Source organism: Phenylobacterium aquaticum, assembly GCF_947378715.1.
Classification (GTDB): domain Bacteria; phylum Pseudomonadota; class Alphaproteobacteria; order Caulobacterales; family Caulobacteraceae; genus Phenylobacterium; species Phenylobacterium aquaticum_A.
In genome coordinates this window covers 1-24,264 of record NZ_CANCLE010000050.1, presented here as the reverse complement: position 1 = coordinate 24,264, position 24,264 = coordinate 1, and the positions used below count along the sequence as shown (strand labels likewise).

Below are 24,264 nucleotides of genomic sequence, written 5' to 3'. Positions count from 1 at the left end.
GGTCTCGACATCGCGCTTGATGATCCGGCCATGCGGACCCGAGCCGGTCACCGCCGCCAGATCCAGCCCCTTCTGCTGGGCGATCCGCCGGGCGAGCGGCGAGGCGAAGACGCGCTGACCCCCTCCGTCGCGCTTCGCTTCGCTCACCGCGCCACCTCCCCCAGAGGGGGAGGAACCAGGCGCAGCGGACGCAGCGACGGCGGGAGCAGGTTGCTCCGGGGGAGCTGGCGGCGTAGCCGCCTGAGGGGGACTTTGACTCGGGGCCGGCGCAGAAGCCGCCTCGCCCTCTCCGCTCAGCCGGGCGATCGGGGTGTTGACCTTAACCCCCTCGGTCCCTTCCGGAACCAGCACGTCCTCGACCACGCCCTCGTCGACGGCTTCCACCTCCATGGTCGCCTTGTCGGTCTCGATCTCGGCGATCACGTCGCCCGACTTCACCACGTCGCCCTTCTTCACATGCCACTTGGCGAGCGTCCCCTCCTCCATGGTCGGCGACAGGGCAGGCATCAGGACATCAATGGACATGGCGTCAGCTTCTCAGGCGCTTAGGCGGGTTTCGACCAGGACCGTGGGCGTCCAGCGCGACAGGCGCCGGGCCAACTTGGCCTCGTCGGTTTCAAAGTCATAGACAGCGGGCTCCGGGTCGCGCCCGGCGAAGGCGTCGATGCCCACCCCCGCAATATTCAGGGTGGCGAACATCTGGCCCTCCGCCTCGATGGCCGAGGCCACATAGACCCCGCAGGCCGAACAGATCAGGGCGTCGGTCGCCCGGCGGCCGAAACGGTAGCGGGTGATGGCGCCGACCTTGGCTTCGACCCGCAGGCGACTGGAGGGATCGCTGGTGGTCAGAGCGCCATGCCGCCGACAGAAGCCGCACTGGCAGGCGCGCAGGGGTAGCTCAGCCACCGGCCGGCCGGGTTCGAAAGCGACGGCGATCGCCCCGCAGTGGCACTGGCCGGTCAGGGCGTCGCTCATGACGGCTCCAGGGACAGGTGGGCCAGCTGGTCGGCGTTGGCTTCCCAGTTCTGGCCGTCGAAAGCCGAGAGATCGAGCTGGGCCGCCTCGTCAAGGCAGCGGGCGTTGACCGACCAGCCGTCCGGATTGGACCTCGGCCGATAGAAGCTCTTGATCCCGCACTCGGCGCAGAACAGGTGCCTGGCCACCCGGCTGTTGAACGTGTACTCGGCCAGCCGCTCCATCCCCTTGGTCACCCTAAACCGGCTCTCCGGCACGATGATGTGGATGAAGCCGGACTTGGCGCACATGGAGCAGTTGCAGGTCTGGGCCTCGGCGACCTCCGGCAAGGCCACCTCGAAGCGCACGCCGCCGCAGTGGCAACCGCCGGCGCGCCAGGTGAAGCCCTCCAGGCTCATTTGTAGGTCGCCGCCTTGACCGCCTTCACGATCTTCTCGACCGACGGCATGGACAGCACTTCGAGATTGGCGGCGTAGGGCAAGGGCACGTCCTCCTGATGCACGCGCATGGGCGGCGCATCCAGATAGTCGAAGGCGTGCTCCAGCACCCGGGCGATGACCTCGGCGCCGACGCCCATGGCGCCCCAGCCTTCCTCGACCGTCACCAGGCGGTTGGTCTTCTTGACGCTCTCGACGATGGTCTCGTGATCGAGCGGGCGCAGGGTGCGCAGGTCTATGACCTCGGCCTCGATGCCGGCGCCGGCCAGTTGCTCGGCGGCCTGCAGGGCCAGGCCCACCATGCGCGAGTGGGCGGTGATGGTGACATCGGTTCCCACCCGACGAACCTTGGCCTTGCCGATCGGCACCACCCAGTCGACGCCCTCGGGGACCTCGAACTCCTGGCCGTAGAGCATCTCGTGCTCCAGGAAGACCACGGGGTTGGGATCGCGGATCGCGGCCTTGAGCAGGCCCTTGGCGTCGGCGGCGTCATAGGGGGCCACGACCTTCAGGCCCGGAACCTGGGCGTACCAGGCCGAATAGTCCTGGCTGTGCTGGGCGCCCACCCGGGACGCGGCGCCATTGGGGCCACGGAACACGATCGAGCATTTGATCTGGCCGCCGGACATATAGAGCGTCTTGGCGGCGGAATTGATGATCTGGTCGATCGCCTGCATGGCGAAGTTCCAGGTCATGAATTCGACGATGGGCTTGAGGCCCGCCATGGCCGAGCCGACGCCCAGGCCGGCGAACCCATGCTCGGTGATCGGGGTGTCGATCACCCGGCGGTCGCCGAACTCTTGCAAGAGATCACGGGAGACCTTGTAGGCCCCCTGGTACTGGGCGACTTCCTCGCCCATCAGGAACACCGTGTCGTCGCGGCGCATCTCTTCGGCCATGGCGTCGCGCAGAGCGTCGCGCAGGGTGATCTTGACCAGCTTGACGCCCTCCGGGAGTTGCGGATCGCGCAGGGCGACCTGCGCTGGGGCCGGAGCGACAGCCACGGGCGCGGCTTCGACCACGGCCTTGGGGGCCTCAGGCGCGGGCGCAGGCGCGCTCGGCTGGGCCGCGCCGCCGTCACCGGACAGCCGGGCGATCGGGGTGTTGACCTTGACCTCCTCAGTCCCTTCCGGAACCAGGATCTCCTCGACCACGCCCTCGTCGACGGCTTCCACCTCCATGGTCGCCTTGTCGGTCTCGATCTCGGCGATCACATCGCCAGACTTCACCACGTCGCCCTTCTTCACATGCCACTTGGCGAGGGTCCCCTCCTCCATGGTCGGCGACAGGGCAGGCATCAGGACGTCGGTCACTGAGCGGCCTCCAGATAGACGTCCGTATAGAGCTCGGACGGATCGGGTTCGGGCGAGGTGCGGGCGAATTCGGCGGCGTCGGCGACGATCTTCTTCACCTCGGCGTCGATGGCCTTGAGCGCGGCCTCGTCGGCCCAGCCCTTCTTCTCCAGCAACTCCTGGAGGTGGTCGATGGGATCGCGGGTCTTGCGCACCTCATCGACCTCCTCCCGCGTCCGGTACTTGGCCGGATCGCTCATGGAGTGGCCGCGATAGCGGTAGGTCTTCATCTCGAGAATATAGGGGCCCTTGCCGGTCCGCGCGTGCTCCGCGGCGCGACCGGCCGCTTCGCGGACGGCCAAAACGTCCATGCCGTCGACTTCCTCGCCAGGGATCTTGAACGAGGCGCCGCGCTTGTGCAGGTGGGTCTCGGACGAGGCGCGCTCGATCGAGGTGCCCATGGCGTACTGGTTGTTCTCGATCACATAGACAACCGGCAGGCTCCAGAGTTCGGCCATGTTGAAGCTCTCATAGACCTGACCCTGGTTGGCCGCCCCATCGCCGAAATAGGCGAAGGCGACATTGCCATTGGCCTTGTACTTGTTGGCCAGAGCCAGGCCGGTTCCCAGGCTGACCTGGGCGCCGACGATGCCGTGGCCGCCATAGAAGTCGGCCTCCGTCGAAAACATGTGCATCGACCCGCCCTTGCCCTTGGACGATCCGCCGGCGCGGCCGGTCAGTTCGGCCATGACTTCCTTGGGGTCCATGCCGCAGGCCAGCATGTGGCCGTGGTCGCGATAGCCGGTGATCACCTGGTCGCCGGCCACCTTGATGGATTGCACGCCGACGGCGATCGCCTCCTGGCCGATATAGAGGTGGCAGAAGCCGCCGATCAGGCCCATGCCGTAGAGCTGTCCGGCCCGCTCCTCGAAGCGGCGGATCAGCAGCATGTCGCGGTAGTAGGAGAGCAGTTGGTCCTGGGTCACGCCGCTTTCACTAGCAGCATTGACACCGGTGTCATTACTTTTCCGCTTCGCAGTCGAGCCTGTTTGCCCTCGCGCCATGCGTCTCTCCGTGGAATGCGCCACCGCGGCATGTCTCCGCGTTCAACCTGAACCTTAGGGTCCGAATCCGCCCCGGTCAGGGCTTCGTTCGGATCACATAGTCCCTCGGATCGGCGAAACCTAGCAGGGAACGCGCCCGTTCCTCCAGAAGGTCGGCCGAAAGACTGGAATCGCGCAGCAGCCTGGCGCGGGCCTCCAGGTCCTGGCGCTCAGCGCGCACCTTGTCCAGCTCAGCCATCTTGGCGACCAGGGTGGCGTCGCGCTGGTTCGAGGTCAGCAGGCCCCGATCTCCCGTCAACGCGTGGAACGCGAAATAGAAGATCAGGAACGCCAGGGCCGAGGTCGGCAGATAGGGGCGAAGTCTTGCGAGCACTGGCCTGGAATCACTTGGATTTCGATCAGGCCAGTCTCCGCCGATATGCTTAACTTAGGTTTACGCCCGCTTCAGCGCCTTGCGGCCGAGATAGATGGCCTGGTCGCCCAGTTCTTCCTCGATGCGCAGCAGCTGGTTGTACTTGGCCACCCGGTCGGAGCGGGCCAGCGAGCCGGTCTTGATCTGACCGCAGTTCAGGGCGACGGCCAGGTCGGCGATGGTGGAATCCTCGGTCTCGCCCGAGCGGTGGCTCATCACCGAGGTGTAGCCGGCGCGATGCGCCATATCGACGGCGTCGAGCGTCTCCGACAGAGTGCCGATCTGGTTGACCTTGACCAGGATGGAATTGGCCAGGCCCTGGTCGATGCCGACCGACAGCCGGGCCGGGTTGGTCACGAACAGGTCGTCGCCGACCAGCTGGACCTTGCCGCCCAGGCGGTCGGTGAGAATCTTCCAGCCCTCGAAGTCGTCCTCGGCGCAGCCGTCCTCGATGGTGGCGATCGGGAACCTGGCGACCAGGCCGGCCAGGTACTCGACCATGGCGCCCGGATCGAGGGTCTTGCCCTCCCCTTCCATGACGTACTTGCCGCCCTTGAAGAACTCGGTCGACGCCACGTCGAGGCCGAGCAGGAAGTCGGTCCCGGCCTTGTAGCCCGCCGCCTCGCCGGCCTTGACGATGAAGGCGAGCGCATCCTCGGCGGTGGCGATATTGGGGGCGAAGCCACCCTCGTCGCCGACATTGGTGTTGTGGCCCGCGGCCTTCAGCGCGCTCTTCAGACCGTGGAAGATCTCCGCGCCCATGCGCAGGCCCTCGGCGAAGGTCGTGGCCCCGGTCGGCAGGATCATGAATTCCTGGATATCGATCGGGTTGTCGGCGTGGGCGCCGCCATTGATGATGTTCATCATCGGCACCGGCAGGACGCGGGCGCCGACGCCGCCGACATACTTATAGAGCGGCAGGTTGGCCGAGCCGGCGGCGGCCTTGGCGGCGGCCAGGCTGACGCCCAGGATCGCATTGGCCCCGAGGCGCGACTTGTTGGGCGTGCCGTCCAGCTCGATCAGCACATTATCCAGCCGGCGCTGGTCCTCGGCGTCGAAGCCCGACAGGGCGTCATAGATCTCGCCATTGACCGCCTCGACGGCCTGAAGGACGCCCTTGCCCAGATAGCGCGACTTGTCGCCGTCGCGCTTCTCGACCGCCTCGTGGGCGCCGGTGGAGGCGCCGGACGGCACGGCCGCGCGGCCCATCGAGCCGTCTTCCAGCACCACGTCCACCTCGACCGTCGGGTTGCCCCGGCTGTCCAGGATCTCACGGGCGGTGATGTCGACGATCTCGGTCATGGGATCTCCCAGGGTTTCGGTGTGGCGCGGTCGGCGGAAAATTTCGCGGAGCCTTAGCCAGCTTCGCCCGGTTGAGCAATGTTCGCCGCAACGTCAGCCGCCCTCGACTTGACTTCCCCGGCGATGTTCGCGGCTGATCTGGCCAGCTTAAGAGGAGACTTGCGACAATGCTGCTGGTGGAGATCAAGGATCAGGTGGCCGTCGTCACCCTCAACCGCCCCGACGCCATGAACGCCCTGTCCCGGGCGCTGAGGGCCGAGCTGCACAGGGCCCTGACTGCTCTGGACGCCGACCCGCTGGTCAAGGTCATCGTGCTGACCGGGGCCGGGGAGCGGGCGTTCACCGCCGGCCTCGACCTCAAGGAACTGGGCAGCGATCCGGACGGGCTGAAGGCCGCCAACGCCACCGAGCCGTCCGAGAACCCGGCCTGGGCGGTGATCGCCTGCAGGAAGCCGGTGATCGGAGCGATCAACGGCGTGGCCATCACCGGCGGCTTCGAGTTGGCCCTGGCCTGCGATGTCTTGATCTGCTCGACCAAGGCCCGGTTCGCCGACACCCACGCCCGGGTCGGCATCACGCCGGGCTGGGGCCTGTCGCAAAAACTGTCGCGGACCATCGGCCCCTATCGGGCCAAGGAGCTGTCGCTGACCGGCAACTTCCTCGACGCCGAGACGGCCTATGCCTGGGGCCTGATCAACCGGGTGGTCGCCCCGGACGAGCTGATGCCCACGGCCCTGAAGCTTGCCGCCGACATGGTCCAGATCGAGGCCGACATGCTGGTCACCTACAAGGCCATGATCGACGACGGCTACGCCCTGAGCCTGAACGACGGGCTGGAGCTGGAGCAGTCGGTGTCCCGCGCCCACAACCGCCATGTGACGCCGGAGGCCGTCGAGGCGCGGCGCGCCGGCATCCAGGCCCGCGGCCGCAGCCAGTAGGCCAGACAGACAAAACCACCCGCTCCATCCGGAGCGGGTGGTTTCAGAACTTCAGACGAAAGGCGGATCGGCCGGCGCGATCTGCGCCTGGCCGGACGGGCCTAGTCTTCCTTGGGCGTCAGGACCTGGCGGCCCTTGTACATGCCGGTCTTCAGATCGACGTGGTGCGGACGCTTCAGTTCGCCGGTTTCCTTGTCCTCGACGAAGGAGTTGGCGCCCAGGGCGTGGTGCGAGCGGCGCATGTTGCGACGCGAGGGGGATACTTTGCGCTTAGGAACGGCCACGGGAGAATCTCTCAGGCGGAAATGCGGAAGCAGCGGCCCGAACGCGAGGGCCGCCGACGTGAGCGCGCGTGTATGCATGAAACCCCGCGTCGTTTCAAGGGCGCGTGGCGCTAGGCGGTGAGCAGCAGGGGAAGGATCACGCTCAGCTTAGCCCGGAGGCCGCCGAAACGCCGAACCGATTCGGCATCGGGGTTTTGACGTCAACATGGACGAGGGGGTTTGAGGTGGAAGGTCAGGGAAGAATTTTGACCACGAACCTCACGAACCACACGAACGCGGAGAGCTAAATTATCTTTTTAATATAATTGCTTAGAAAGCTTATTGCTCTCGCCAGCAGGACCTCCGACCCGTTCGTGGGGTTCGTGAGGTTCGTGGTTCTCCTTCTAGCTCTTGCGCACGAACTCGGCGCGCAGGACCAGGCCCTTGATGCCGTCGAAGCGGCAGTCGATCTCCTGGGGGTCGCCGGTCAGGCTGATCGAGCGGATCACCGTGCCGCGCTTCAGCGTCTGGCCCGCGCCCTTGACCTTCAGGTCCTTGATCAGGGTGACGCTGTCGCCGTCCGCCAGCAGATTGCCGACCGAGTCGCGCACCTCGACCACATCGGCCGCCACGGGCGCGCCGCGCGTGGCGAGCTCGCCCGCCGACACCCACTCGCCGGTGGCCTCGTCATAGACGAACGCGTCGTCAGGGGTGGTCATGGGACAGGTCTCCGCAGTGGTGCGGGCTTCCTGGACCCTCAGGGCGCCAACGTCTACCGTCCTGGCGGCTGGCGGATGGCCGGCGCCGCCCGAGGAGCCCCGCCCGTGCCGCTTCGCCCCGCCCTCGCCTGCGCCCTGCTGCTCGCCTGGACCGCCGCCCCCGCCCAGGCCGCGCCAGCCGGGCCGCCCACCACGAACGGCGTCTATGTCGCCAAGGGCGCCTGTCCCTTCGAGGGCTGCAGCTTCGCGACCTATTGGCGGGCGACGGCGCGGGTCGCCGTCTATGCCGGGCCGGGATCGAAGACGGTGCTGGGCTGGATCGCGCCCGGCGAAGAGGTCCAGGCCCTGGCCGGCCAATACCACCTGACACCCCGGCGCGGCGTCGTGCGCGCCGGCATCGGCCGGTTCCGCAAGGGCGAGGTCATCTGGCTGCTGGAGCCCCAGGGCGAGGGCGTCTTCACCGTCTGGCGGCGCGGCCATCGGCTCGACTGGATCATGCCGGACGCGGACTATCACGTCGCCTGGAACAGGGTTCCCCCGTCCGTCCCGCCTGACGTGTGGTGGGTCAAGGTGCGCCGCGCCCAGGGGCCCGACGGCTGGCTGCGCGACCCGACCCAGAGCTTCGAATGCCTGGACCAGCTCAGCGGCGACCAGGGCTGCCGGAGGGCTCCCGCGCCCTGAAGGGCGGCGAAGCCGCGCTCTTCCCCCGCTGGGGGAGGTGGCCCCGGAGGGGCCGGAGGGGGCCGCCTTCGTCCGAAGGCGGTCGCGGCGGAACGACTGTATCCGCCCCTTCGGGGCGGCCCCCTCAGGCGCTCCGCGCCAGCTCCCCCAGAGGGGGAGCAGCGGCTCAGCCCCGCAGCCGCTTGGGCGCCACGCCGGCCCAGGCCAGGCGCAGCAGGACGGCCAGCTGGTCCTCGCTCACCTTGTCCAGCCAGACATGGGTCCAGCCCTTGCGGCCCCAATAGCCGGGGACTGGCTCGATCGCCGCGGCCGCCTCCAGGTTCCGCTGGTCCTCCGGGTCCAGCCGCACCGTGCAGCGGCCCTCCTCGCCGACCGTGCAGAACATCTTCTTGCCGACGAGGAAGGCCGGCTGGCCGTGGTCATCGCCCTCAGTGGCTTCCGGAAAGGCCAGAGCGAGGCGGCGGAGGGCGGCAGGGGTGGACATTGGCGGCGACCGTCTCTCAGGGGGATGACCTTACCTTCGTCCGCGCCGCCTCAGCCTCGACCAGAGGGGCCAGGCGGGCGGTGTAGGTGCGGGCGTCGTCAGGATCGATATGGGAGAGCTCCGGGAAGCGGAACCCCTGGAGCTGGGGGTAGTCGTCATAGCGGACGCCGCCCGCGTGGGTCTGGGCCAGCAGCGGATCCCAGAATTTGGCGCGAGGGAAGCCTTTCAACTCTTCCTGGGCCACCCAGCCGCCACTGGGGTGCATGACGAAGACCACATCGCCACCGCGGGCGCGGATCTTGGCGACATTGGCGGCGACCTCGGCGATCACCTTGGCGGCGTCCGGCGGCGGCGCGCCGGGCGGCGGGCGCAGGAGCACCCCCCAGACGGCGATCTCGCGGTTGCGATAGGCGAGATCATGGGCCTGGACGTCCCACATCCGCGAATTGCGGTCGGCCTCCGACACGCCGACCTTGTAGGCGTCGACATAGGGGGACTGCCCTGGCCGGGTCGGCAGGGGCAGACGCCCCCAGAGATCCTTCGGCCGGGTCTGGTCGTCGATATAGGCGAGGAATTTTTCTGGCCACACCGACAGATAGCGCCCGATCCGCTGGGACGGGGTTTCGTGCTGGTAATAGGCCAGAGGCGTCTCGCTGTGGCCGGCGAACTGGGTGAAGAACAGACCCGAGGTCACGTCGGAGATCACCAGGCCGTGGAATTTGGGATCGGCCGCCAGGTCGGCCAGCAGGAAGCGGGGGCTGGTCCCCTCAAGCGACAGCTGGATCGGACGCACCCCCGTGACCCTTTGCCAGACGTCGAGATTGACGTCGAAGAGGTTGCGCGAGGTGCCGATCAGCACCGTGGCGTCGCCGACCGCGCGGCGGCGCTGTTCCGCCCAGGCGGCCTTGGTGTTCTTGATGTCGCCCGCCTGATAGCCCTCGTGCCGCCAAAGCGCCTCCCAGCCGGCCATGAGCGCCAGGGTGAGGACGAGCGCCGTGAGCGCGATCCGGCCCCAGGGCCGGTCCGGCACCTCGCGATGGGCCTCCTCCAGCTCGTCGGCGTGGCGCAGGCCGTCGATGGGGGTCGCGCTCGCCACGGCCCCGCCGGCGCCGGTGTCCGGCGCGGCCGGCGCGCTAGAACTGGAAATAGATGAAGGCATTGTCGGAGCCCTGACTGGCCAGAATGAGGAACGCCATGAGGCTCCAGCCGACCGCCAGAACGACAGCGGGCGTGCGGGCCACCACCGCCTCGAGCGAGGTCGCACGCAGCCGCCACTGGCTGAGAAGCATGACGGACAGGATCGCCGCAACGGGGAGGATGTCGTTCAGATAGAGCAGCGGCTCGGCCTTGGCTGGAACGCTGGCCATGGAGACGAGCAGACGGGCCGCGCCCACGAAGTCGGCGGCGCGGAAGAACACCCAGGCGACGCACACCAAGCCGAAGGTCAGGGTCGCGGCGAACAGGCGGAAGGCCAGGGTGTGAAACACCCTGAAGCGTCCAAAGGCCTCGGTCAGCACCCGCTCGACCGCCAGATAGAAGCCGTGCAGCCCGCCCCAGACTACGAAGGTCCAGTTGGCCCCGTGCCACAGACCGCCCAGCAGCATGGTGATCATCAGATTGGCGTAGGTGCGCAGGCGCCCTTTGCGGTTCCCGCCCAGCGATATGTAGAGATAGTCGCGCAGCCAGGTGGAGAGCGAGATGTGCCAGCGCCGCCAGAAGTCCGAGAAGCCGACGGCCGCATAGGGGGCGTTGAAGTTCTGCGGCAGCGAAAAGCCCAGGCACAGGGCCGCGCCGATCGCCGTGGTGGTGTAGCCGGAGAAGTCGAAGAAGATCTGGCCGGCGAAAGCCAGGACCCCGGTCCAGGCGTCGAGCGGCAGGAGCGCGTCCTTGGCGTTGAACACCTTGTCGGCCGGCCCGGACAGGAAGCTGTCGGCCAGGACGATCTTCTCGAACAGCCCCAGCGTCATCAGGGCCAACCCCCACAGCAGCATGGCTCGGTTCGCGCGCTTCGGATGGGCGAACTGGGACAGCAGGTCGCGCGGCCGCATGATCGGGCCGGCCACCAGATGCGGGAAGAAGGTGACGAACAGGGCGAAGTTCAGGAACGAACGGCTGGGGGCGATCCGGCGCTGATAGACGTCCAGCGTGTAGGACAGCGTCTGGAACGTGTAGAATGAGATGCCCAGGGGCAGGACGATGTTCCAGTGCGGCGCGCGGTAGGCAAAGCCCATGGCCCCGGCCAGAAGCTGGAAGTTGGTCTCCAGGAAGCCGCCGTATTTGAAGAAGCCGAGCATGCCAAGATTGGCGGCCAGCGAGATGATCAGGGCCAGGCGACGGGGGCCGGGCCGTTCCTCACGGGCGATCCAGCGCGCCGCGAAATAGTCGACCAAGGTGGAGATCCAGAGCAGCGCCACGAAGGGCGGGCTCCAGCTCGCGTAGAAGATATAGCTGGCCGCCAGGAGCACGAGGCGGCGGAAGGTCCATCCGAGCGGCAGGCTCCAGACGACCAAGAACGTGGCGAAGAACGCCACAAACGTAATGGAATTGAAGATCAAAACGCGTCCCCCGAACACCGCTGAGGTGATCGGGGGTTGGACCTCAGGTCAAGAGGCGAGTTCTCTAGGGCCGGGCCCCTAGACCAATCTGCTGCGTTCCTTCGCAGCGCCGATGAAGCTCGCGAACAGGGGGTGCGGCTGGAAGGGGCGGCTCTTCAGTTCGGGGTGGAACTGGACGCCGACGAACCAGGGGTGGTCCTCGCGTTCGCAGATCTCGGGCAGGACGCCGTCGGGGGAGAGGCCGGAGAAGATCAGGCCGGTGTCCTCTATGGCCTGGCGATAGCCGATATTGACCTCGTAGCGGTGGCGATGGCGCTCGTGGATGGTCGGTCCGCCATAGATGGCCTCGACCTTGGAGCCGGGGGTCAGGATGGCTTCGTAGGCGCCCAGCCGCATGGAGCCGCCCAGGTCGTCGCCTTCCTTGCGGGTCTCCCGCTCATTGCCGCGCACCCACTCGGTCATCAGGCCCACGACCGGCTCGGTGGTGGGGCCGAACTCGGTGGAGGAGGCCAGCGGCAGGTTGGCCAGGTTCCGGGCCGCCTCGATCATCGCCATCTGCATGCCGAAGCAGATGCCGAAATAGGGGATCTCGTGCTCGCGGGCGAACTGCACCGCGCGGATCATGCCGGCCGAGCCGCGCTCTCCGAAGGCGCCGGGGACCAGCACGCCGTGAACGTCGGTCAGGCGTTGCGAGATCAGCCCCTCCTCCCGCTCGAAGGCCTCGCCCTCGATCCAGTCGAACTTGACCCGCACATTGGTGGCGACGCCGCCATGCACCAGGGCCTCGACCAGGGACTTATAGGCGTCGGTCAGGCCGGTATATTTGCCGACGATGGCGATATTGACCTCGCCGTCCGGATTGGCCAGGCGCTCGGAGATGTTCTCCCAGCGGCTGAGATCAGGCTTGGGCGCGTCGGTGATGGCGAAGACGTCGAGGACTTCGCGGTCCAGGCCCTGGAGGTGGTAGTCCAGCGGCACGGCGTAGATGTTGGAGCTGTCCATCGCCTGGATCACGGCGCTTTCGCGGACATTGCAGAACTGGCCGATCTTGCGGCGCTCACTGTCCGGGATCGGCTGCTCGCAGCGGCAGAGCAGGATGTCCGGCTGGATGCCGATGGAGCGCAGCTCCTTGACCGAGTGCTGGGTCGGCTTGGTCTTCATCTCGCCGGCCGTCTTGATATAGGGCAGCAGGGTCAGGTGGATGTAGCAGGCGTGGCCGCGCGGCAGTTCCTGGCCCAGCTGGCGGATGGCCTCGAAGAACGGCAGGCCCTCGATGTCGCCCACCGTGCCGCCGATTTCGACCAGCACGAAGTCGACGCCCTCGCCCGGATCGCTGAGCACGAACTGTTTGATCTCGTCGGTGACGTGGGGAATCACCTGGACCGTGGCGCCGAGATAGTCGCCGCGGCGTTCCTTCTCGATGATGGTCTTGTAGATCTGGCCGGTGGTGATGTTGTCGGCCCGCGTGGCGTTGACGCCGGTGAACCGCTCATAGTGGCCGAGGTCGAGGTCGGTCTCCGCGCCGTCGTCGGTCACAAAGACCTCGCCGTGCTGATAGGGACTCATCGTCCCCGGATCGACGTTCAGATAGGGGTCGAGTTTACGCAGGCGGACCTTGTAGCCACGCGCCTGGAGAAGCGCGCCAAGCGCGGCGGAAGCGAGACCTTTTCCCAAGGAGGAGACCACGCCGCCGGTGATGAAGATGTACCGGGTCATGGGCGATCAGAGTAGCCGTGATTCGGCCGCGTCGCCCTGTGGCGATTCGCAGCGAGCTGTGGACGAATGGGCGAGCCGCGCGGCGATACGCCCACGCAAACGCGAAGGGAGCCGCCGAAGCGGCTCCTGGAGGGTCTTGATACGCATGACTTAGATCAGGGCTTCGGCTGGGCCGGGGCGGCCGGTTCGGCCTGACCGGTGAAGGGATTGCGCACGGTCGGCGTGGGCGCCTGGAGCGGGCCCGGCGCAGTGTCAGGGGTCGGCGCGGCGGGCGCAGTTCCGGCAGGCGCGGCCGGCGGACGGTTCAAGCTGGAAGGGGCCAGGTTGTCGATCTTGATGCGGTCGACCACCGAGGACGCGCTCTTCTCGCGGCCGGTCAGGAAGGTCAGCGTCAGGCTCAGCACGAAGAACAGGGCCGCCAGGATCCAGGTCGTACGGGTCAGGAGGTCGCCAGCGCCGCGCGCGGTCATCAGGCCGGTCGGACCGCCGCCCATGCCGAGCGCCCCGCCCTCGGAGCGCTGAAGCAGCACCACGCAGATCAGGGCGATGCAGACGAGGATATGGAAGGTGAGCAATATGCCGAGCAGCATGTCTTGGTCCGATGCGTTCGGTGCGGACGGACCGCGCCGAAATGAAGCGCGCGCTCTACCACCGAGAAGCGCGCAAGGCCATAGCTAGGACGTCACGGCGCCATGGCAAGGCTTCGCCCCGCGTTTGGCGGCTAGTGCCCTCCCCCGCCCATGACCACCCGCGTCGGCTTGGGCGCCAGCCAGATGATCGAGGCGGCCAGGACGAAGACCCCGGCCGCCGCCAGGAACATCTGGTTGGTCGACAGCATCACCGCCTGGACCTGGACCAGCCGGTCGAGCTGGCTGATCGCCTGGTCGTGGCTGAAGCCCCGGGCCACCAGGGTGTCGATGGTGGCCTGGGGGTTGGGCAGGGAACCGGCCAGCAGCTCATGTTTCTCGCTGGCGGTGTTGTCCCAGGCGGTGGTCATGATCGAGGTGGCGAAGGCCGCGCCGGTGGTGCGCAGGAAATTGGCCAGGCCCGAGGCGGACGCCGTCTCCTCCGGATCCACCGAGGACATGGCCAGGTTGGTGGTCGAGATGAAGAAGAACGGCATGGCGAAGCCCATGACGAACTGCGGCAGGGCGATGTCCCAGAAGGCGGCGTCAGTGGTGAAGTGGGAGCGCCACAGCGAGATGCCGCCCAGCCAGAACACCCCGAACGAGGTCAGGATCCGCCCGTCGGTCTTGCCGACGAACTGGGCGACGATCGGCGACATCATCACCGCCAATATGCCGTTCAGACAGCCGGAATAGCCGGCCCAGGTGGCGGTGTAGCCCATGGAGGTCTGCAGCCACAGCGGCAGGATCACCACGCTGGCGAAGAAGGCCCCGAAGGTCAGGCTGAGCGTGATCACCCCGGCCGAGAACCCCCGGTGTCGGAAGACCCTGAGATTGACCACCGGATTCTGCGCGGTCAGCTCCCAGATCAGGAAGGAGCAGAAGCCGATGGCGGTGATCAGGGCCAGGACGATGATGGTCGGCGAGGAGAACCAGTCGAGCTCCTTGCCCTTGTCGAGCATGATCTGCATCGACCCCACCCAGAGCACCAGCAGCCCCAGGCCGACATAGTCGACCGGGACCTTGCGGGTCGCCGTGTCGTGGTCGATCAGCAGCTGATAGGCGAAGAAGCCGACGAAGGCCGCCACCGGGATATTGATGAAGAAGATCCAGCTCCAGTGCATGTTGTCGCTGATCAGCCCGCCGAGGATGGGCCCGGCGATCGGGGCCACGACCGTAGTCATGCTCCAGAGACCGAGCGCCTGGCCGGACTTCTCCTTGGGGAAGATGTGCAGCAGCAGGGTCTGGGACATCGGCATGATCGGGCCGCCGCAGAGGCCCTGAGCCACGCGGAAGGCGACCAGCAGGGCGAAGCTGGGGGCGAAGCCGCAGGCCAGAGAGAACAGGCCGAAGCCGGCCATGCCGAAGGCGAAGACCCGGGTCGCCCCGAACCTCTGGGCCAGCCAGCCGGTCAGGGGCACGGTGATGGCCTCAGCCACGCTGTAGGAGGTGATGACCCAGGTGCCCTGGCTGGGCGACACGGCGAGCGCGCCGGCGATGTGGGGCACCGAGACATTGGCGATGGTGGTGTCGAGCACCACCATGAAATTGGCCAACCCCAGCAGCAGCGCGGCCATCATCAGCCGCGCACCGGCGAGGGGTTGAGCCTGGTCGACCGTGAGAGCCATGGGGCGCGCTCCTGTTGCCGGGCTAGTGCGAACTGGTGTCGATCTCGGCCTTCATGGACAGCCCGACCCGCAGGGGGTGCTGGGCCAGGTCCTGGGGGTCGAGGGCGATGCGGACGGGGATGCGCTGGACCACCTTGATCCAGTTGCCGGTGGCGTTCTGGGCCGGGATGATGGCGAAGGCCGAGCCGGTGCCGCCGGACAGACCCACCACCTTGCCGTGGTACTTCACCTTGCTCCCATAGAGGTCGGCGCTGAGTTCGACCGGCTGGCCGACGCGGACATTGCGCAGCTGCACTTCCTTGAAGTTGGCCTCCACATAGGCGTTCTGCACGGGCACGATGATCATCAGCGGCGCGCCGGCGGCGACCTTCTGGCCGATCTCGACGCTGCTGCGGGTGACGACGCCGGCCACCGGGGCGCGCACCGTGGTGCGGGCCAGGTCCAGCTCGGCCTGGGCGACGCGGGCGCGGGCCGAGACCACCTCGGGATTGTTGGCGATGTCGCTGCCGGCGATCAGGGTGTTGGCGGCCTGTTGCTGGGCGTCGGCGGCGGTGGCGGTGGCCTTGGCCTGGACCACGGCCGAGCGGGCGGCGGAGAGCTGGGTCTCGGCGGCGGTCAGCTCGTCGCCGGAGACCGCGCCGCCGGCCGAGAGCGCCTTGCGGCGATTATATTCGACCTCGGCGCGGCGAAGCTCGGCCTGGGCGCGGTCGATGTCGGAGGTGCGGGCGTCGGCCTGGGCGGCGAGCGCCCGGTCATTGGCGAAGTACTGGCGCACCCGGCGCTCGGCCTGGTCGAGATCGGCGCGGGCGCGGGCCAGGGCGTAGCGATAGTCGGCGGGCTCGATCACGGCCAGCACGTCGCCCGCCTTGACGGCCTGGGTCTCATTGACCGGCACGGAGACCAGGGCGCCGCCGACCAGGGCGGTCACCTGGGCGGTCGAGGCCTGGACATAGGCGTCGTCGGTCTCGACATGTTTGGAGCCGACCAGCAGCCAGAAGACGAAATAGATGATCCCCACGACGGCGATGACGCCGCCCAGGATCGTGAACAGACGGCGGCGGCGCGTATTGGCGGAAGCCGGAACTTGGTCTTGAGACATCGGCGTAACTTTCCGGGGAGGAAGGGGATCAGGCGCGGAAGCCGCCGCCCAGGGCGCGCACGAGGCTCGCATCCAGGGTCAGGGCTCGCGCCTCGAGTTGGGCGACGGCGCGGCGCTGGGCGATCACGGCGTCTTCGGCGGTGAGAAGGGTGAGATAGGTCGACAGCCCGCCTTCATAGCGCTGGCGGGCGATGCGGTAGGCCGCCTCGCCGGCATCCAGGGCCTCGCGGGCGGCGGTGAGCCGGGTCTCCAGCGCACGCTCGCCGGCGGCGGCGTCGGCCACCTCATTGAGCGCCTGGACCAGGGTTTGGTCATAGGCGGCGACGGCGGCGTCATAGTCGGCCCGCGCGCCGCGATAGCCGGCCCTGAGGCGCCCCCCCTCGAAGATCGGCAGGCTAAGCGCCGCGCCGAGCTGGCCGATGTCGGAGCCCGACTTCGACAGCATGTCGAGGCCCAGGGACTGGACGCCCAGATAGGCGGCGAGATTGACGTTCGGATAGAAGCCGGCGCGGGCGACATCGATCCGCTTGCCGGCGACCTCGGCGCGCAGGCGGGCGGCGACCAGGTCCGGGCGGCGGCCGACCAGATCGACGGCGAGATGGGCCGGCAGGCCCGAGGCGGCCTGGGCCGACAGCTTCGGCGCGACCAGGGTCAGGCCGCGGTCCGGGCCGGCGCCGGTCAGGGCGGCGATGCGGTTGCGGGCCAGGGCCAGCTGTTCGTCCAGCGCGGCCAGGTCCTGGCGGGCCGAGGAGGCGGCGGCGCGGGCCTGATCGGCCTCGCCGCGATTGGCGGCGCCATTGGCCAGCTGGCGGGCGACCAGATCGGAGGAGGTCCCGCGATTGCGGGCCGAGGCCTCGGCGGCCTGATGCTCGGCGGTCAGGCGGGTGAAGTCGGCATAGGCCGCCGCCAGATTGGTGGTCAGCAGCAGGCGCGCCTGGGCGGCGTCGGCCTGGGCGGCCAGAGCCTCGGACGTCGCGGCGGCCAGGGCCGCGCGGTTGCGGCCCCAGAGGTCGAGATCGAAACTGGCGTCCAGGGTGGCGCGGCCGGTGTCGTTATAGCCCTGGGGCACAAAGGCCTTGGGGAAGCCGGCGTTGTAGCTCTGCTTGTTCTCGGCGGCCTGACCGTTGAAGGCCAGGGCCGGCAGGGTCGCGCCGCGCGCCTCGTCGCTGCGGGCCTGGGCCGAGCGCACCCGGGCGGCGGCCTGGGCCAGACTGGGGGAGCCGGCCAGGGCCTCGTCCATCAGCTGGTCGAGCTGGGGGTCGCCATAGGCGCTCCACCAGCTGTCGGTCGGCCAATCGGCGGCGGGGCCCGCGAAACTCGCCTGGGCGACCAGGGTCGAGCTGGCTCGCAACTGGGGCCTGGCGCCAAGATCGGGGATGGCGGCGCATCCGGAGAGCGCCATCGCGCCCGCCAGCAGGGGGATAAGAAGACGGGACATCCGCGCCTCGGGGAGAATTTGCGGTTGATAGGATGGTAAGGCGCAGCCACTAGACTGACCGTACCGTACGGTCATATAATAGCCATCTAGACGGCGTCAAGTTTGAAGCTGACGCTTGACAACCCTGGAGCCGAGACAAATGGCCGCCGCCCTGATGAACCGGGACGAACGACGCGACGTCATCCTCGACGTGGCGAAGGCGTTCTTCCTGTCCAATGGGTACGCCGCGACCTCGATGTCGGCGATCGCCGCCCGGCTGGGCGGCTCCAAGGGCACGCTCTACAATTACTTCAAGTCCAAGGAAGAGCTGTTCGCGGCGATGATGCAGCGCCAGTGCGCCGAACTCGCCCAGTCGCTGTTCGAGTTCGATGTCGAGGGCGCCGATCCCCGCGCCCGACTGGTGCACTTCGGCGGCGTGTTCCTCGACACCCTGATGCGCGACGACTCAATCCAGATTCAGCGCCTGGTCACGGCGGAAACCGGCCGGTTCCCGGAACTGGGTCACGCCTTCTATGATTCCGGCCCGAAGGTCGTGCTCGACCGCCTGGGCGGCTATGTCGGCCAGCTGATGGACCAGGGAACCTTGCGCAAGGACGACCCCCGCGTCGCCGCCACCCGGTTCAAGGACCTGACCCTGTCGGGCGTCTATCAGCTCAAGCTGTGGGGCGTGCTGGGCGAATTCACGGCGACGCAGATGGAGGAACAGGTCGCCGGCGCGGTTGACACATTCCTGCGGGCCTATGCGCCCTAAGCTCAACTGACGACCCGCACGCCACAGGAGGACGCCTGTGAGATTCACCGCCTTCGCCGCCCTCGGCTGCGCCCTGATGCTGTCCGCATGCGGGACCATCAACCGCGACCTGTTCACCGAGCATGACCTGGCGGCCGCCTCGCCCGAGGGCCTGAGCGACCTGAGGTTCAACGCCAATGACCGGGCGGCGGGCCTGCGGTTCTCCAACACCGTCTCGGCGCGGGCCAATTCCGGCAAGCCCTTCAACGCCCTGGCGATTTCCGGCGGTGGGGCCAACGGCGCCTACGCCGCCGGCTTCCTGGCCGGCTGGACGGCCCAGGGCGACCGGCCGGAGTTCGACGTGGTGTCAGGCGTCAGCACCGGGGCGCTGACCGCGCCCCTCGCCTTCCTGGGTCCGGCCTATGACGATCGGATGCGCGACGCCTATCTCAGCGGCAAGGCGGCGCGCATCGTCAGCCGTGAGACCGCCGCCGCGCTCACCCTGCCCGGCCTGTTCCGCTCCGACGCCCTGCGCGAACTGGTGGAGGCCTATGTCGATCCGCCCCTGCTGGCCGCCATAGCCGCCGAGCACCGCAAGGGTCGCCGGCTGCTGGTCGCCACCACCAATCTGGACACCGAGGAGACGGTGATCTGGGACATGGGCGCCATCGCCCAAGGCGGCGACGGCAAGGCGCTGAAACTGTTCCAGGATGTGCTCGTGGCTTCAGCCAGCATCCCGGGCGTTTTTCCGCCCGCATTGATCCAGGTCCAAGGCCAGGGCCGGGCGCTCTCGGAGATGCACGCCGACGGCGGGGTGACCACGCCGTTCTTCATCGTGCCGGAGACGCTGCTGCTGTGGACCGCGCCGCAGTCGCGCGCCGCCGCCGAGAGCACCCCGGCCCATATCTATGTGCTGATCAACGGCCAGATCGGGGCGAGCTTCGGCTTCACCAAGGGCGATTCCCTGTCGATCCTGGCCCGGTCCTATGACGCGCTGAGCAAGGCCCAGGCCCGCACCCAGCTGGCCGCCAGCCAGGCCTTCGCCGAACGCAACCACGCCGCCCTGATGTACAGCGCCATCCCCAACGACGTCGAAGCTGACAGCCTGAACTTCAAGCCGGCCAATATGAAGCGGCTCTATGCGTTCGGCTTCGCGCGGGGGCGGGCGGCGGAAGGGTGGGAAACGGGGGTGACGCCCCCAGCGCCAGCGCCTACAGCGCCGCGATGATCCCCAGGAAGTCCTCGGCCTTGAGCGAGGCGCCGCCGACCAGGGCGCCGCCGACTTCGCGGGCGTGCAGGATCTCGGCGGCGTTGGAAGGCTTCACCGAGCCGCCATAGAGGATCGGCGGAGCGGCGCCATGGGCGGCGAACAGTTCGACCAGCGCAGCGCGGATCGCCAGATGGACTTCTTCGATCTCCGCGGTCGAGGGGGTCAGGCCGGTGCCGATGGCCCAGACCGGCTCATAGGCCACCGCGAAGGCCTTGCCAGCCAGATCGGCGGGGAGCGAGCCCCTCACCTGCCCGGTGACGATCTCCAGGGCCTTGCCCGCCTTGCGCTCTTCCAGGGTCTCTCCGACGCAGATGATCGGCTCCAGGCCGGCGCGCAGGGCGGCCCGGGCCTTGGCGGCGACCAGGGCGTCGGTCTCGCCATGACCGGCGCGGCGTTCGGAGTGGCCGAGGATCACCAGGGTCGCGCCGGCGTCGGCCAGCATCTCGGCGGCGATGTCGCCGGTATAGGCGCCCGCAGCCTCGGCGCGGCAATCCTGGCCGCCGACCGCCAGCTTCGTGCCCCGGAGCGCATAGACCGCCTGGGCCACCAGAGTCGCCGGCGGGCAGATCGCCACCCGGGCCGTCGTGTCGCCCAACCCCGCCGCCGTCGCCTTGGCCTCGGCGAGGGCCGCAGCCAGGCCGTTCATCTTCCAGTTTCCGGCGATCAGGGGGGTCGGTTTGGTCATGCGCGCCTCGATTTCACCGCTTTCGCAAGCGCGGTTAAGCCAAGCCGAAGCCACTGTCACCCGCTTAAGCGCCGCGCGCCGCTTGCCGGGGCCAAGCGGCCTCCACTATACCGCCCGTTCCACGGGTCGCCCGACGGGCGGAGAAGGATCACATGTTCGCCACCATCCGCAGTTTCGCGAAATCCCCGATCGGCGTGGCGCTGTTCGCGGTGCTGATCCTGAGCTTCGGGGTGTGGGGGGTCCATGACGTCTTCAAGGGCCGGATCAGCAATGACGTGATCACCGCCGGATCGCGCGTGGTCAGCCCGTCCGACTTCAAGCGCGAGTTCGAGACCTACCGCAAAGGGGTCGAGCAACAGGCCGGCCAGCCAATTACCGCCGAGATCGCCGCCGAGAACCACCTCGACACCCGGCTGATCGACGAGCTGGCCACCCGCGAGGCCTTCGCGGCCCTGCTGGACAAGATCGGCCTGCGCCCCTCCGACACCCTGATGAAGGCGCAGTTGGAGAAAATCCCCGCCTTCTTCGACCAGGTGTCCGGCCGCTTCGACAAGACGCTCTATCAGCAGCGCCTGGGCGAGAACCAACTGACCCCGGTGATTTTCGAGCGGATGATGCGCGACGAGATCGCCGAGAACCACCTGGTGACCGCCATCGTCAACGGCCTGCGAGTGCCCCGCGCCTACAGCGCGCTCGGCGCCGTCTACGAGATGGAAAGCCGCGACGTCGGCTATTTCGTCGTCGACCCGAAGAGCGTGCCGCCTCTGGGCCTGCCGACCGACGCCCAACTCACCGAGTTCATGAAGGACAACGCCGCCCAGCTGATGCGGCCGGAGTTCCGCCAGCTGACCGTGGTGCGGTTCAGCCCCAGCCTGATCAGCGGCGCCCTGCCGATCGACGAGGCCGAGCTGAAGAAGCGCTACGAATATCGCAAGGACACGCTGTCCAAGCCCGAGACCCGCACCATCGCCCAGATCCCGGCCAAGGACGCCAAGACCGCCCAGGCCATCGCCGACCGGCTGAACAAGGGCGAGAACCCCAATCTGATCGCCAAGTCGGTGGGCGTCGACGCCATCATCTATGCCGACAAGCCCAAGTCGGCGATCGCCGACAGCAAGGTTGGCGCGGCGGCCTTCGCCCTGCCGGTCGGCGCGACTTCCGTGGTCCAGGGCGACCTGGGCGTGGCGGTGGTCAAGGTGGGCGCGATCAGCCCCGGCCATGCCGTGACCCTGGAAGAGGTCCGCCCGGCCCTGGAAGCTGAGCTGCGCAAGGACGCCGCCGCCGAGAAGGTCTATGAGCTGAGCCAGAAATATGACGACGCCCATTCGGGCGGCGCCAGCCTGCCCGAGGCCGCGCTGAAGGCCGGGGTGGCGACGATCAGCGTCGGCCCGGTGTCTGAACAGGGCGCCGACCCCAAGGGCCAGCCGGTCCCGGGCGTCACCCAGAAGCTGGTCCAGACCGCCTTCGCCCTGGCGCCCGGAACCGACAGCGAGATCGAGGACGCCGGCCAGGGCGAATATTTCGCCGTCCGGGTGGAGAAGGTGATCCCCAAGGCCCTGCCGGCCCTGGAGGAGGTCAAGCCGTTGCTGACCCGCGTCTGGATGCAGCGCGAGATGATCAAGCGCCTGCAGGCCAAGGCCGATGAACTGGCCGCCCGGGTCAAGAAGGGCGAGAGCCTGGAGGCCGTCGCCGGTTCGATCGGCCAGCACGTGACCCAGGTCGCCGGCCTGGACCGCCAGAACGCCGCCCAGAACAAGTCCCTGTCCCAGGACGCGCTGGGCAAGACCTTCAACAACCCGCCGGGCGAGGTGTTCACCGCCGAGGCGGCCGGGACCTTCGGCCTGGTCGTCGCCAAGCTGGAGCACGTCACCGCCCCCTCCGGCTCGACGCTCGCCCATGTGACCGAGGACACCCGGCCGCAGATGACCATGGCGATCTTCCGCGAGGTCGGGGTCGACGCCCGCAAGGCCGCCCTGAGCGAGGTGAAGGTGCGCAAATATCCTGAACAGGCGCGCGCCGCGCTTGGCCTTGAGCCGCTCGACACCAAGACGACCAAGGCCGGCGCCAAGCCCGGCAAGGCGGAGAAGAGCCAGTGACGATCGAGCCAGCCCAGACCGACTTCGCGGCCAAGTATGCCTCTGGCGCTTCGCAGGTCGTCTGGACCCGCTTGATCGACGACCTCGAGACCCCGGTCTCGGCCTATCTGAAGGTCGCCCAGGGCCGACCCTACGCCTTCCTGTTCGAATCGGTGGAGGGCGGCGCCTGGAGAGGCCGCTATTCGGTCATCGCCATGAAGCCCGACCTGGTCTGGCGCTGTCGCGGCGACCAGGCGGAGATCGCCGTGGGCGCCGATATCGACGCCGAGCGCTTCACGCCGCAGAAGGGCGGAGCGCTGGATTCGCTGCGCGATCTGGTGGCGGCCACGCGTCTCGACCTGCCTGCCGGCCTGCCGCCGATGTCGGCCGGGGTGTTCGGGGCCATCGGCTACGACATGATCCGGCTGGTCGAGAACCTGCCGAATATCAACCCCGACCCGCTAGGCCTGCCCGACGGGGTGATGATCCGCCCCTCGATCGTGGCGATCTTCGACGCCATCGCCCAGGAGATCATCCTGGTCACGACGGTGCGCCCGTCATCGCTCTCGTCCGAGGCGGCCTATGCGGCGGCCAAGGCGCGGCTTGAAGGGGTGATGGAGGACTTCCGCAAGCCGGCCCCGCCGCTGTCGGGCAAGGGCGTGCCGCAGCCCGACCAGTTCACGACCCCAGTGAGCCGGCAGGACTATCACCGCATCGTCGACCGGGCGAAGGACTACATCCGCGCCGGCGACATCTTCCAGGTGGTGCCGAGCCACCGGTTCCGCGCGCCCTTCGCCCTGGAGCCGTTCGCGCTCTATCGGTCGTTGCGGCGCATGAATCCCTCGCCGTTCCTGTTCTACCTGAACTTCGGCGACTTCCAGCTGGCCGGCTCCTCGCCGGAAATCCTGGTGCGCCTGCGCGACGGCAAGATCACCATCCGCCCGATCGCCGGCACCCGTCCTCGCGGCGCGACGCCGGAGGAGGATCAGCGCCTCGAAGCCGAGCTGCTGGCCGACCCCAAGGAGCATGCCGAGCACCTGATGCTGCTGGACCTGGGTCGCAACGATGTCGGCCGGGTCGCCATGCTGAACCAGGCCGGCGCCAACCAGGCGCCCAAGCCCAGCAAGGGCGCCCATGTGCGGGTCACCGCCAGCTTCTTCGTCGAGCGCTACAGCCACGTCATGCACCTGGTCTCCAATGTCGAGGGCGACGCCCCCGAAGGTCTGGACCCGGTCGATGTGCTGATGGCCGCCCTGCCCGCCGGCACGCTCTCGGGCGCGCCCAAGGTGCGGGCCATGGCGATCATCGACGAGTTGGAGATCGAGAAACGCGGCATCGGCTATGCCGGGGCCGTCGGCTATTTCGGCGCCGACGGCAGCGTCGACACCTGCATCGTGCTGCGCACCGCCTGCGTCAAGGACGGCCAGGTCTATGTCCAGGCCGGCGGCGGGGTGGTGGCGGATTCGGACCCCGACGCCGAATATGACGAGACCCTGCACAAGGCGAAAGCGATCCGCCGCGCGACCGAGGAGGCGTGGCGGTTCGTCTGAGGGCCCGCTACCGGTGCGACTGCACCACGTGTTCGGTGATCACCGGCGGGGCCATGATCATGGCGGTGGCCAGCATCAGGGCGGTGGAGGCGGCGAAGGCTGCGGCGCACAGCACCGGCCAGACGCTGTCCTTCGGCAGAGGCGTCGCCAAGAGGGCGCGGGCCCGGCCCAGGGCTGCGGTTTCGAGGGCGGAATCAGCGGACGGCATGCACCCAGCCTGATCGCTTCCCATATCCGACGCAATGCGGGGTCTTGGCGCGGGGCCAAGCCCGGCCTAGAGACTGAGCCATGATCCTGGTCATCGATAACTACGACAGCTTCACCT

25 protein-coding genes are annotated in these 24,264 nt (G+C 68.2%); 6 read left to right on the top strand and 19 right to left on the bottom strand.

What is annotated here, in order from left to right:
- From Q7P21_RS08835 to eno, 7 genes are all read right to left on the bottom strand, one after another.
- Positions 1–525, bottom strand: a 525-nt coding sequence (locus Q7P21_RS08835) for a biotin/lipoyl-containing protein (protein WP_304176718.1), incomplete at its 3' end; no start/stop codon positions are given.
- A 12-nt stretch (positions 526–537) separates the two neighbouring features.
- A complete protein-coding gene (locus tag Q7P21_RS08830; RefSeq protein ID WP_304171358.1) occupies positions 538–975 on the bottom strand; it encodes a GFA family protein in 438 nt (145 codons plus the stop codon).
- Complete coding sequence (locus tag Q7P21_RS08825) at positions 972–1,373, bottom strand: GFA family protein (RefSeq protein ID WP_304171356.1); 402 nt, start codon at positions 1,371–1,373, stop codon at positions 972–974. The genes Q7P21_RS08830 and Q7P21_RS08825 overlap by 4 nt, the downstream gene beginning before the upstream one ends.
- Complete coding sequence (locus tag Q7P21_RS08820; RefSeq protein ID WP_304176717.1) at positions 1,370–2,725, bottom strand: pyruvate dehydrogenase complex E1 component subunit beta; 1,356 nt, start codon at positions 2,723–2,725, stop codon at positions 1,370–1,372. The genes Q7P21_RS08825 and Q7P21_RS08820 overlap by 4 nt, the downstream gene beginning before the upstream one ends.
- Complete coding sequence (gene pdhA / locus Q7P21_RS08815) at positions 2,722–3,768, bottom strand: pyruvate dehydrogenase (acetyl-transferring) E1 component subunit alpha (RefSeq protein WP_304171352.1); 1,047 nt, start codon at positions 3,766–3,768, stop codon at positions 2,722–2,724. The genes Q7P21_RS08820 and pdhA overlap by 4 nt, the downstream gene beginning before the upstream one ends.
- Before the next feature lie 76 nt (positions 3,769–3,844).
- Positions 3,845–4,141, bottom strand: coding sequence for a septum formation initiator family protein (locus Q7P21_RS08810; protein WP_304171350.1), 297 nt, complete (start codon positions 4,139–4,141; stop codon positions 3,845–3,847).
- Positions 4,142–4,201: 60 nt separating this feature from the next.
- Positions 4,202–5,482 (bottom strand): phosphopyruvate hydratase, encoded by a 1,281-nt coding sequence (eno, locus tag Q7P21_RS08805; protein WP_304176715.1) that lies wholly within the window; start codon positions 5,480–5,482, stop codon positions 4,202–4,204.
- Positions 5,483–5,649: 167 nt separating this feature from the next.
- On the opposite strand from eno, the gene Q7P21_RS08800 reads away from it, so the two are divergent.
- Positions 5,650–6,420, top strand: a complete 771-nt coding sequence (locus tag Q7P21_RS08800) for an enoyl-CoA hydratase (protein WP_304171346.1) — start codon at positions 5,650–5,652, stop codon at positions 6,418–6,420.
- Positions 6,421–6,521: 101 nt separating this feature from the next.
- Here the strand turns inward: Q7P21_RS08800 and rpmF are convergent, their stop codons facing one another.
- Together rpmF and Q7P21_RS08790 are read right to left on the bottom strand one after the other, a co-directional pair.
- A complete protein-coding gene (rpmF, locus tag Q7P21_RS08795; RefSeq protein WP_111458439.1) occupies positions 6,522–6,704 on the bottom strand; it encodes a 50S ribosomal protein L32 in 183 nt (60 codons plus the stop codon).
- 383 nt (positions 6,705–7,087) lie between these two features.
- Positions 7,088–7,315 carry an alkylphosphonate utilization protein gene (locus Q7P21_RS08790; protein WP_304169954.1) on the bottom strand — a complete coding sequence of 76 codons (228 nt, stop codon included), beginning with the start codon at positions 7,313–7,315 and terminating at the stop codon, positions 7,088–7,090.
- 192 nt (positions 7,316–7,507) lie between these two features.
- Here Q7P21_RS08790 and Q7P21_RS08785 point away from each other — a divergent pair, with 192 nt between their 5' ends.
- Entirely contained in the window at positions 7,508–8,083 is a 576-nt protein-coding gene (locus Q7P21_RS08785; protein WP_304169942.1) for a hypothetical protein, read from the top strand.
- 166 nt (positions 8,084–8,249) lie between these two features.
- Here Q7P21_RS08785 and Q7P21_RS08780 read toward each other — a convergent pair whose 3' ends face one another.
- The 8 genes from Q7P21_RS08780 to Q7P21_RS08745 form a co-directional block, all read right to left on the bottom strand.
- Entirely contained in the window at positions 8,250–8,567 is a 318-nt protein-coding gene (locus tag Q7P21_RS08780) for an MmcQ/YjbR family DNA-binding protein (protein WP_304169943.1), read from the bottom strand.
- A 16-nt stretch (positions 8,568–8,583) separates the two neighbouring features.
- The gene (locus tag Q7P21_RS08775; RefSeq protein ID WP_304169944.1) at positions 8,584–9,663 is read right to left on the bottom strand and encodes a hypothetical protein; all 1,080 of its coding nucleotides are present in this window, start codon (positions 9,661–9,663) and stop codon (positions 8,584–8,586) included.
- Between the two features lie 37 nt (positions 9,664–9,700).
- Positions 9,701–11,122, bottom strand: a complete 1,422-nt coding sequence (locus tag Q7P21_RS08770; protein ID WP_304176714.1) for an MBOAT family protein — start codon at positions 11,120–11,122, stop codon at positions 9,701–9,703.
- A gap of 78 nt (positions 11,123–11,200) precedes the next feature.
- Positions 11,201–12,838, bottom strand: a complete 1,638-nt coding sequence (locus Q7P21_RS08765; RefSeq protein WP_304169946.1) for a CTP synthase — start codon at positions 12,836–12,838, stop codon at positions 11,201–11,203.
- A 155-nt stretch (positions 12,839–12,993) separates the two neighbouring features.
- A complete protein-coding gene (gene secG, locus Q7P21_RS08760; protein WP_304169947.1) occupies positions 12,994–13,428 on the bottom strand; it encodes a preprotein translocase subunit SecG in 435 nt (144 codons plus the stop codon).
- A gap of 131 nt (positions 13,429–13,559) precedes the next feature.
- Entirely contained in the window at positions 13,560–15,092 is a 1,533-nt protein-coding gene (locus tag Q7P21_RS08755; RefSeq protein ID WP_304169948.1) for a DHA2 family efflux MFS transporter permease subunit, read from the bottom strand.
- Positions 15,093–15,114: 22 nt separating this feature from the next.
- Positions 15,115–16,191, bottom strand: a complete 1,077-nt coding sequence (locus Q7P21_RS08750) for an HlyD family efflux transporter periplasmic adaptor subunit (RefSeq protein WP_304176712.1) — start codon at positions 16,189–16,191, stop codon at positions 15,115–15,117.
- Between the two features lie 28 nt (positions 16,192–16,219).
- On the bottom strand, positions 16,220–17,629 hold the full coding sequence (locus Q7P21_RS08745; RefSeq protein ID WP_304176711.1) for an efflux transporter outer membrane subunit: 1,410 nt from the start codon (positions 17,627–17,629) through the stop codon (positions 16,220–16,222).
- Between the two features lie 139 nt (positions 17,630–17,768).
- Between Q7P21_RS08745 and Q7P21_RS08740 the strand changes: the two genes are divergently transcribed.
- Positions 17,769–18,380, top strand: coding sequence for a TetR/AcrR family transcriptional regulator (locus Q7P21_RS08740; protein ID WP_304169951.1), 612 nt, complete (start codon positions 17,769–17,771; stop codon positions 18,378–18,380).
- Positions 18,381–18,417: 37 nt separating this feature from the next.
- Positions 18,418–19,587, top strand: coding sequence for a patatin-like phospholipase family protein (locus Q7P21_RS08735; RefSeq protein WP_304169952.1), 1,170 nt, complete (start codon positions 18,418–18,420; stop codon positions 19,585–19,587).
- Here the strand turns inward: Q7P21_RS08735 and tpiA are convergent.
- Positions 19,571–20,314, bottom strand: a complete 744-nt coding sequence (gene tpiA / locus Q7P21_RS08730) for a triose-phosphate isomerase (protein ID WP_304176710.1) — start codon at positions 20,312–20,314, stop codon at positions 19,571–19,573. The two genes, Q7P21_RS08735 and tpiA, sit on opposite strands and share 17 nt — an antisense overlap.
- Before the next feature lie 152 nt (positions 20,315–20,466).
- Here tpiA and Q7P21_RS08725 point away from each other — a divergent pair, with 152 nt between their 5' ends.
- Both Q7P21_RS08725 and trpE read left to right on the top strand, forming a co-directional pair.
- Entirely contained in the window at positions 20,467–22,410 is a 1,944-nt protein-coding gene (locus Q7P21_RS08725; protein ID WP_304176709.1) for a peptidylprolyl isomerase, read from the top strand.
- On the top strand, positions 22,407–23,939 hold the full coding sequence (trpE, locus tag Q7P21_RS08720) for an anthranilate synthase component I (protein ID WP_304171013.1): 1,533 nt from the start codon (positions 22,407–22,409) through the stop codon (positions 23,937–23,939). Before Q7P21_RS08725 ends, trpE begins: the two co-directional genes overlap by 4 nt.
- Positions 23,940–23,946: 7 nt before the next feature.
- Here the strand turns inward: trpE and Q7P21_RS08715 are convergent, their stop codons facing one another.
- Positions 23,947–24,147 (bottom strand): hypothetical protein, encoded by a 201-nt coding sequence (locus Q7P21_RS08715; RefSeq protein WP_304171014.1) that lies wholly within the window; start codon positions 24,145–24,147, stop codon positions 23,947–23,949.
- Positions 24,148–24,264 lie beyond the last annotated feature (117 nt).

Bases quoted from the DNA above. Each gene is read 5' to 3' on its own strand.
- Q7P21_RS08830 (WP_304171358.1), bottom strand. From the start codon at position 975: ATGAGCGACGCCCTGACCGGCCAGTGCCACTGCGGGGCGATCGCCGTC.
- Q7P21_RS08825 (WP_304171356.1), bottom strand. From the start codon at position 1,373: ATGAGCCTGGAGGGCTTCACCTGGCGCGCCGGCGGTTGCCACTGCGGC.
- pdhA (WP_304171352.1), bottom strand. From the start codon at position 3,768: ATGGCGCGAGGGCAAACAGGCTCGACTGCGAAGCGGAAAAGTAATGAC.
- eno (WP_304176715.1), bottom strand. From the start codon at position 5,482: ATGACCGAGATCGTCGACATCACCGCCCGTGAGATCCTGGACAGCCGG.
- Q7P21_RS08800 (WP_304171346.1), top strand. From the start codon at position 5,650: ATGCTGCTGGTGGAGATCAAGGATCAGGTGGCCGTCGTCACCCTCAAC.
- Q7P21_RS08780 (WP_304169943.1), bottom strand. From the start codon at position 8,567: ATGTCCACCCCTGCCGCCCTCCGCCGCCTCGCTCTGGCCTTTCCGGAA.
- Q7P21_RS08765 (WP_304169946.1), bottom strand. From the start codon at position 12,838: ATGACCCGGTACATCTTCATCACCGGCGGCGTGGTCTCCTCCTTGGGA.
- secG (WP_304169947.1), bottom strand. From the start codon at position 13,428: ATGCTGCTCGGCATATTGCTCACCTTCCATATCCTCGTCTGCATCGCC.
- Q7P21_RS08755 (WP_304169948.1), bottom strand. From the start codon at position 15,092: ATGGCTCTCACGGTCGACCAGGCTCAACCCCTCGCCGGTGCGCGGCTG.
- Q7P21_RS08750 (WP_304176712.1), bottom strand. From the start codon at position 16,191: ATGTCTCAAGACCAAGTTCCGGCTTCCGCCAATACGCGCCGCCGCCGT.
- Q7P21_RS08745 (WP_304176711.1), bottom strand. From the start codon at position 17,629: ATGTCCCGTCTTCTTATCCCCCTGCTGGCGGGCGCGATGGCGCTCTCC.
- Q7P21_RS08740 (WP_304169951.1), top strand. From the start codon at position 17,769: ATGGCCGCCGCCCTGATGAACCGGGACGAACGACGCGACGTCATCCTC.
- tpiA (WP_304176710.1), bottom strand. From the start codon at position 20,314: ATGACCAAACCGACCCCCCTGATCGCCGGAAACTGGAAGATGAACGGC.
- Q7P21_RS08725 (WP_304176709.1), top strand. From the start codon at position 20,467: ATGTTCGCCACCATCCGCAGTTTCGCGAAATCCCCGATCGGCGTGGCG.
- Q7P21_RS08715 (WP_304171014.1), bottom strand. From the start codon at position 24,147: ATGCCGTCCGCTGATTCCGCCCTCGAAACCGCAGCCCTGGGCCGGGCC.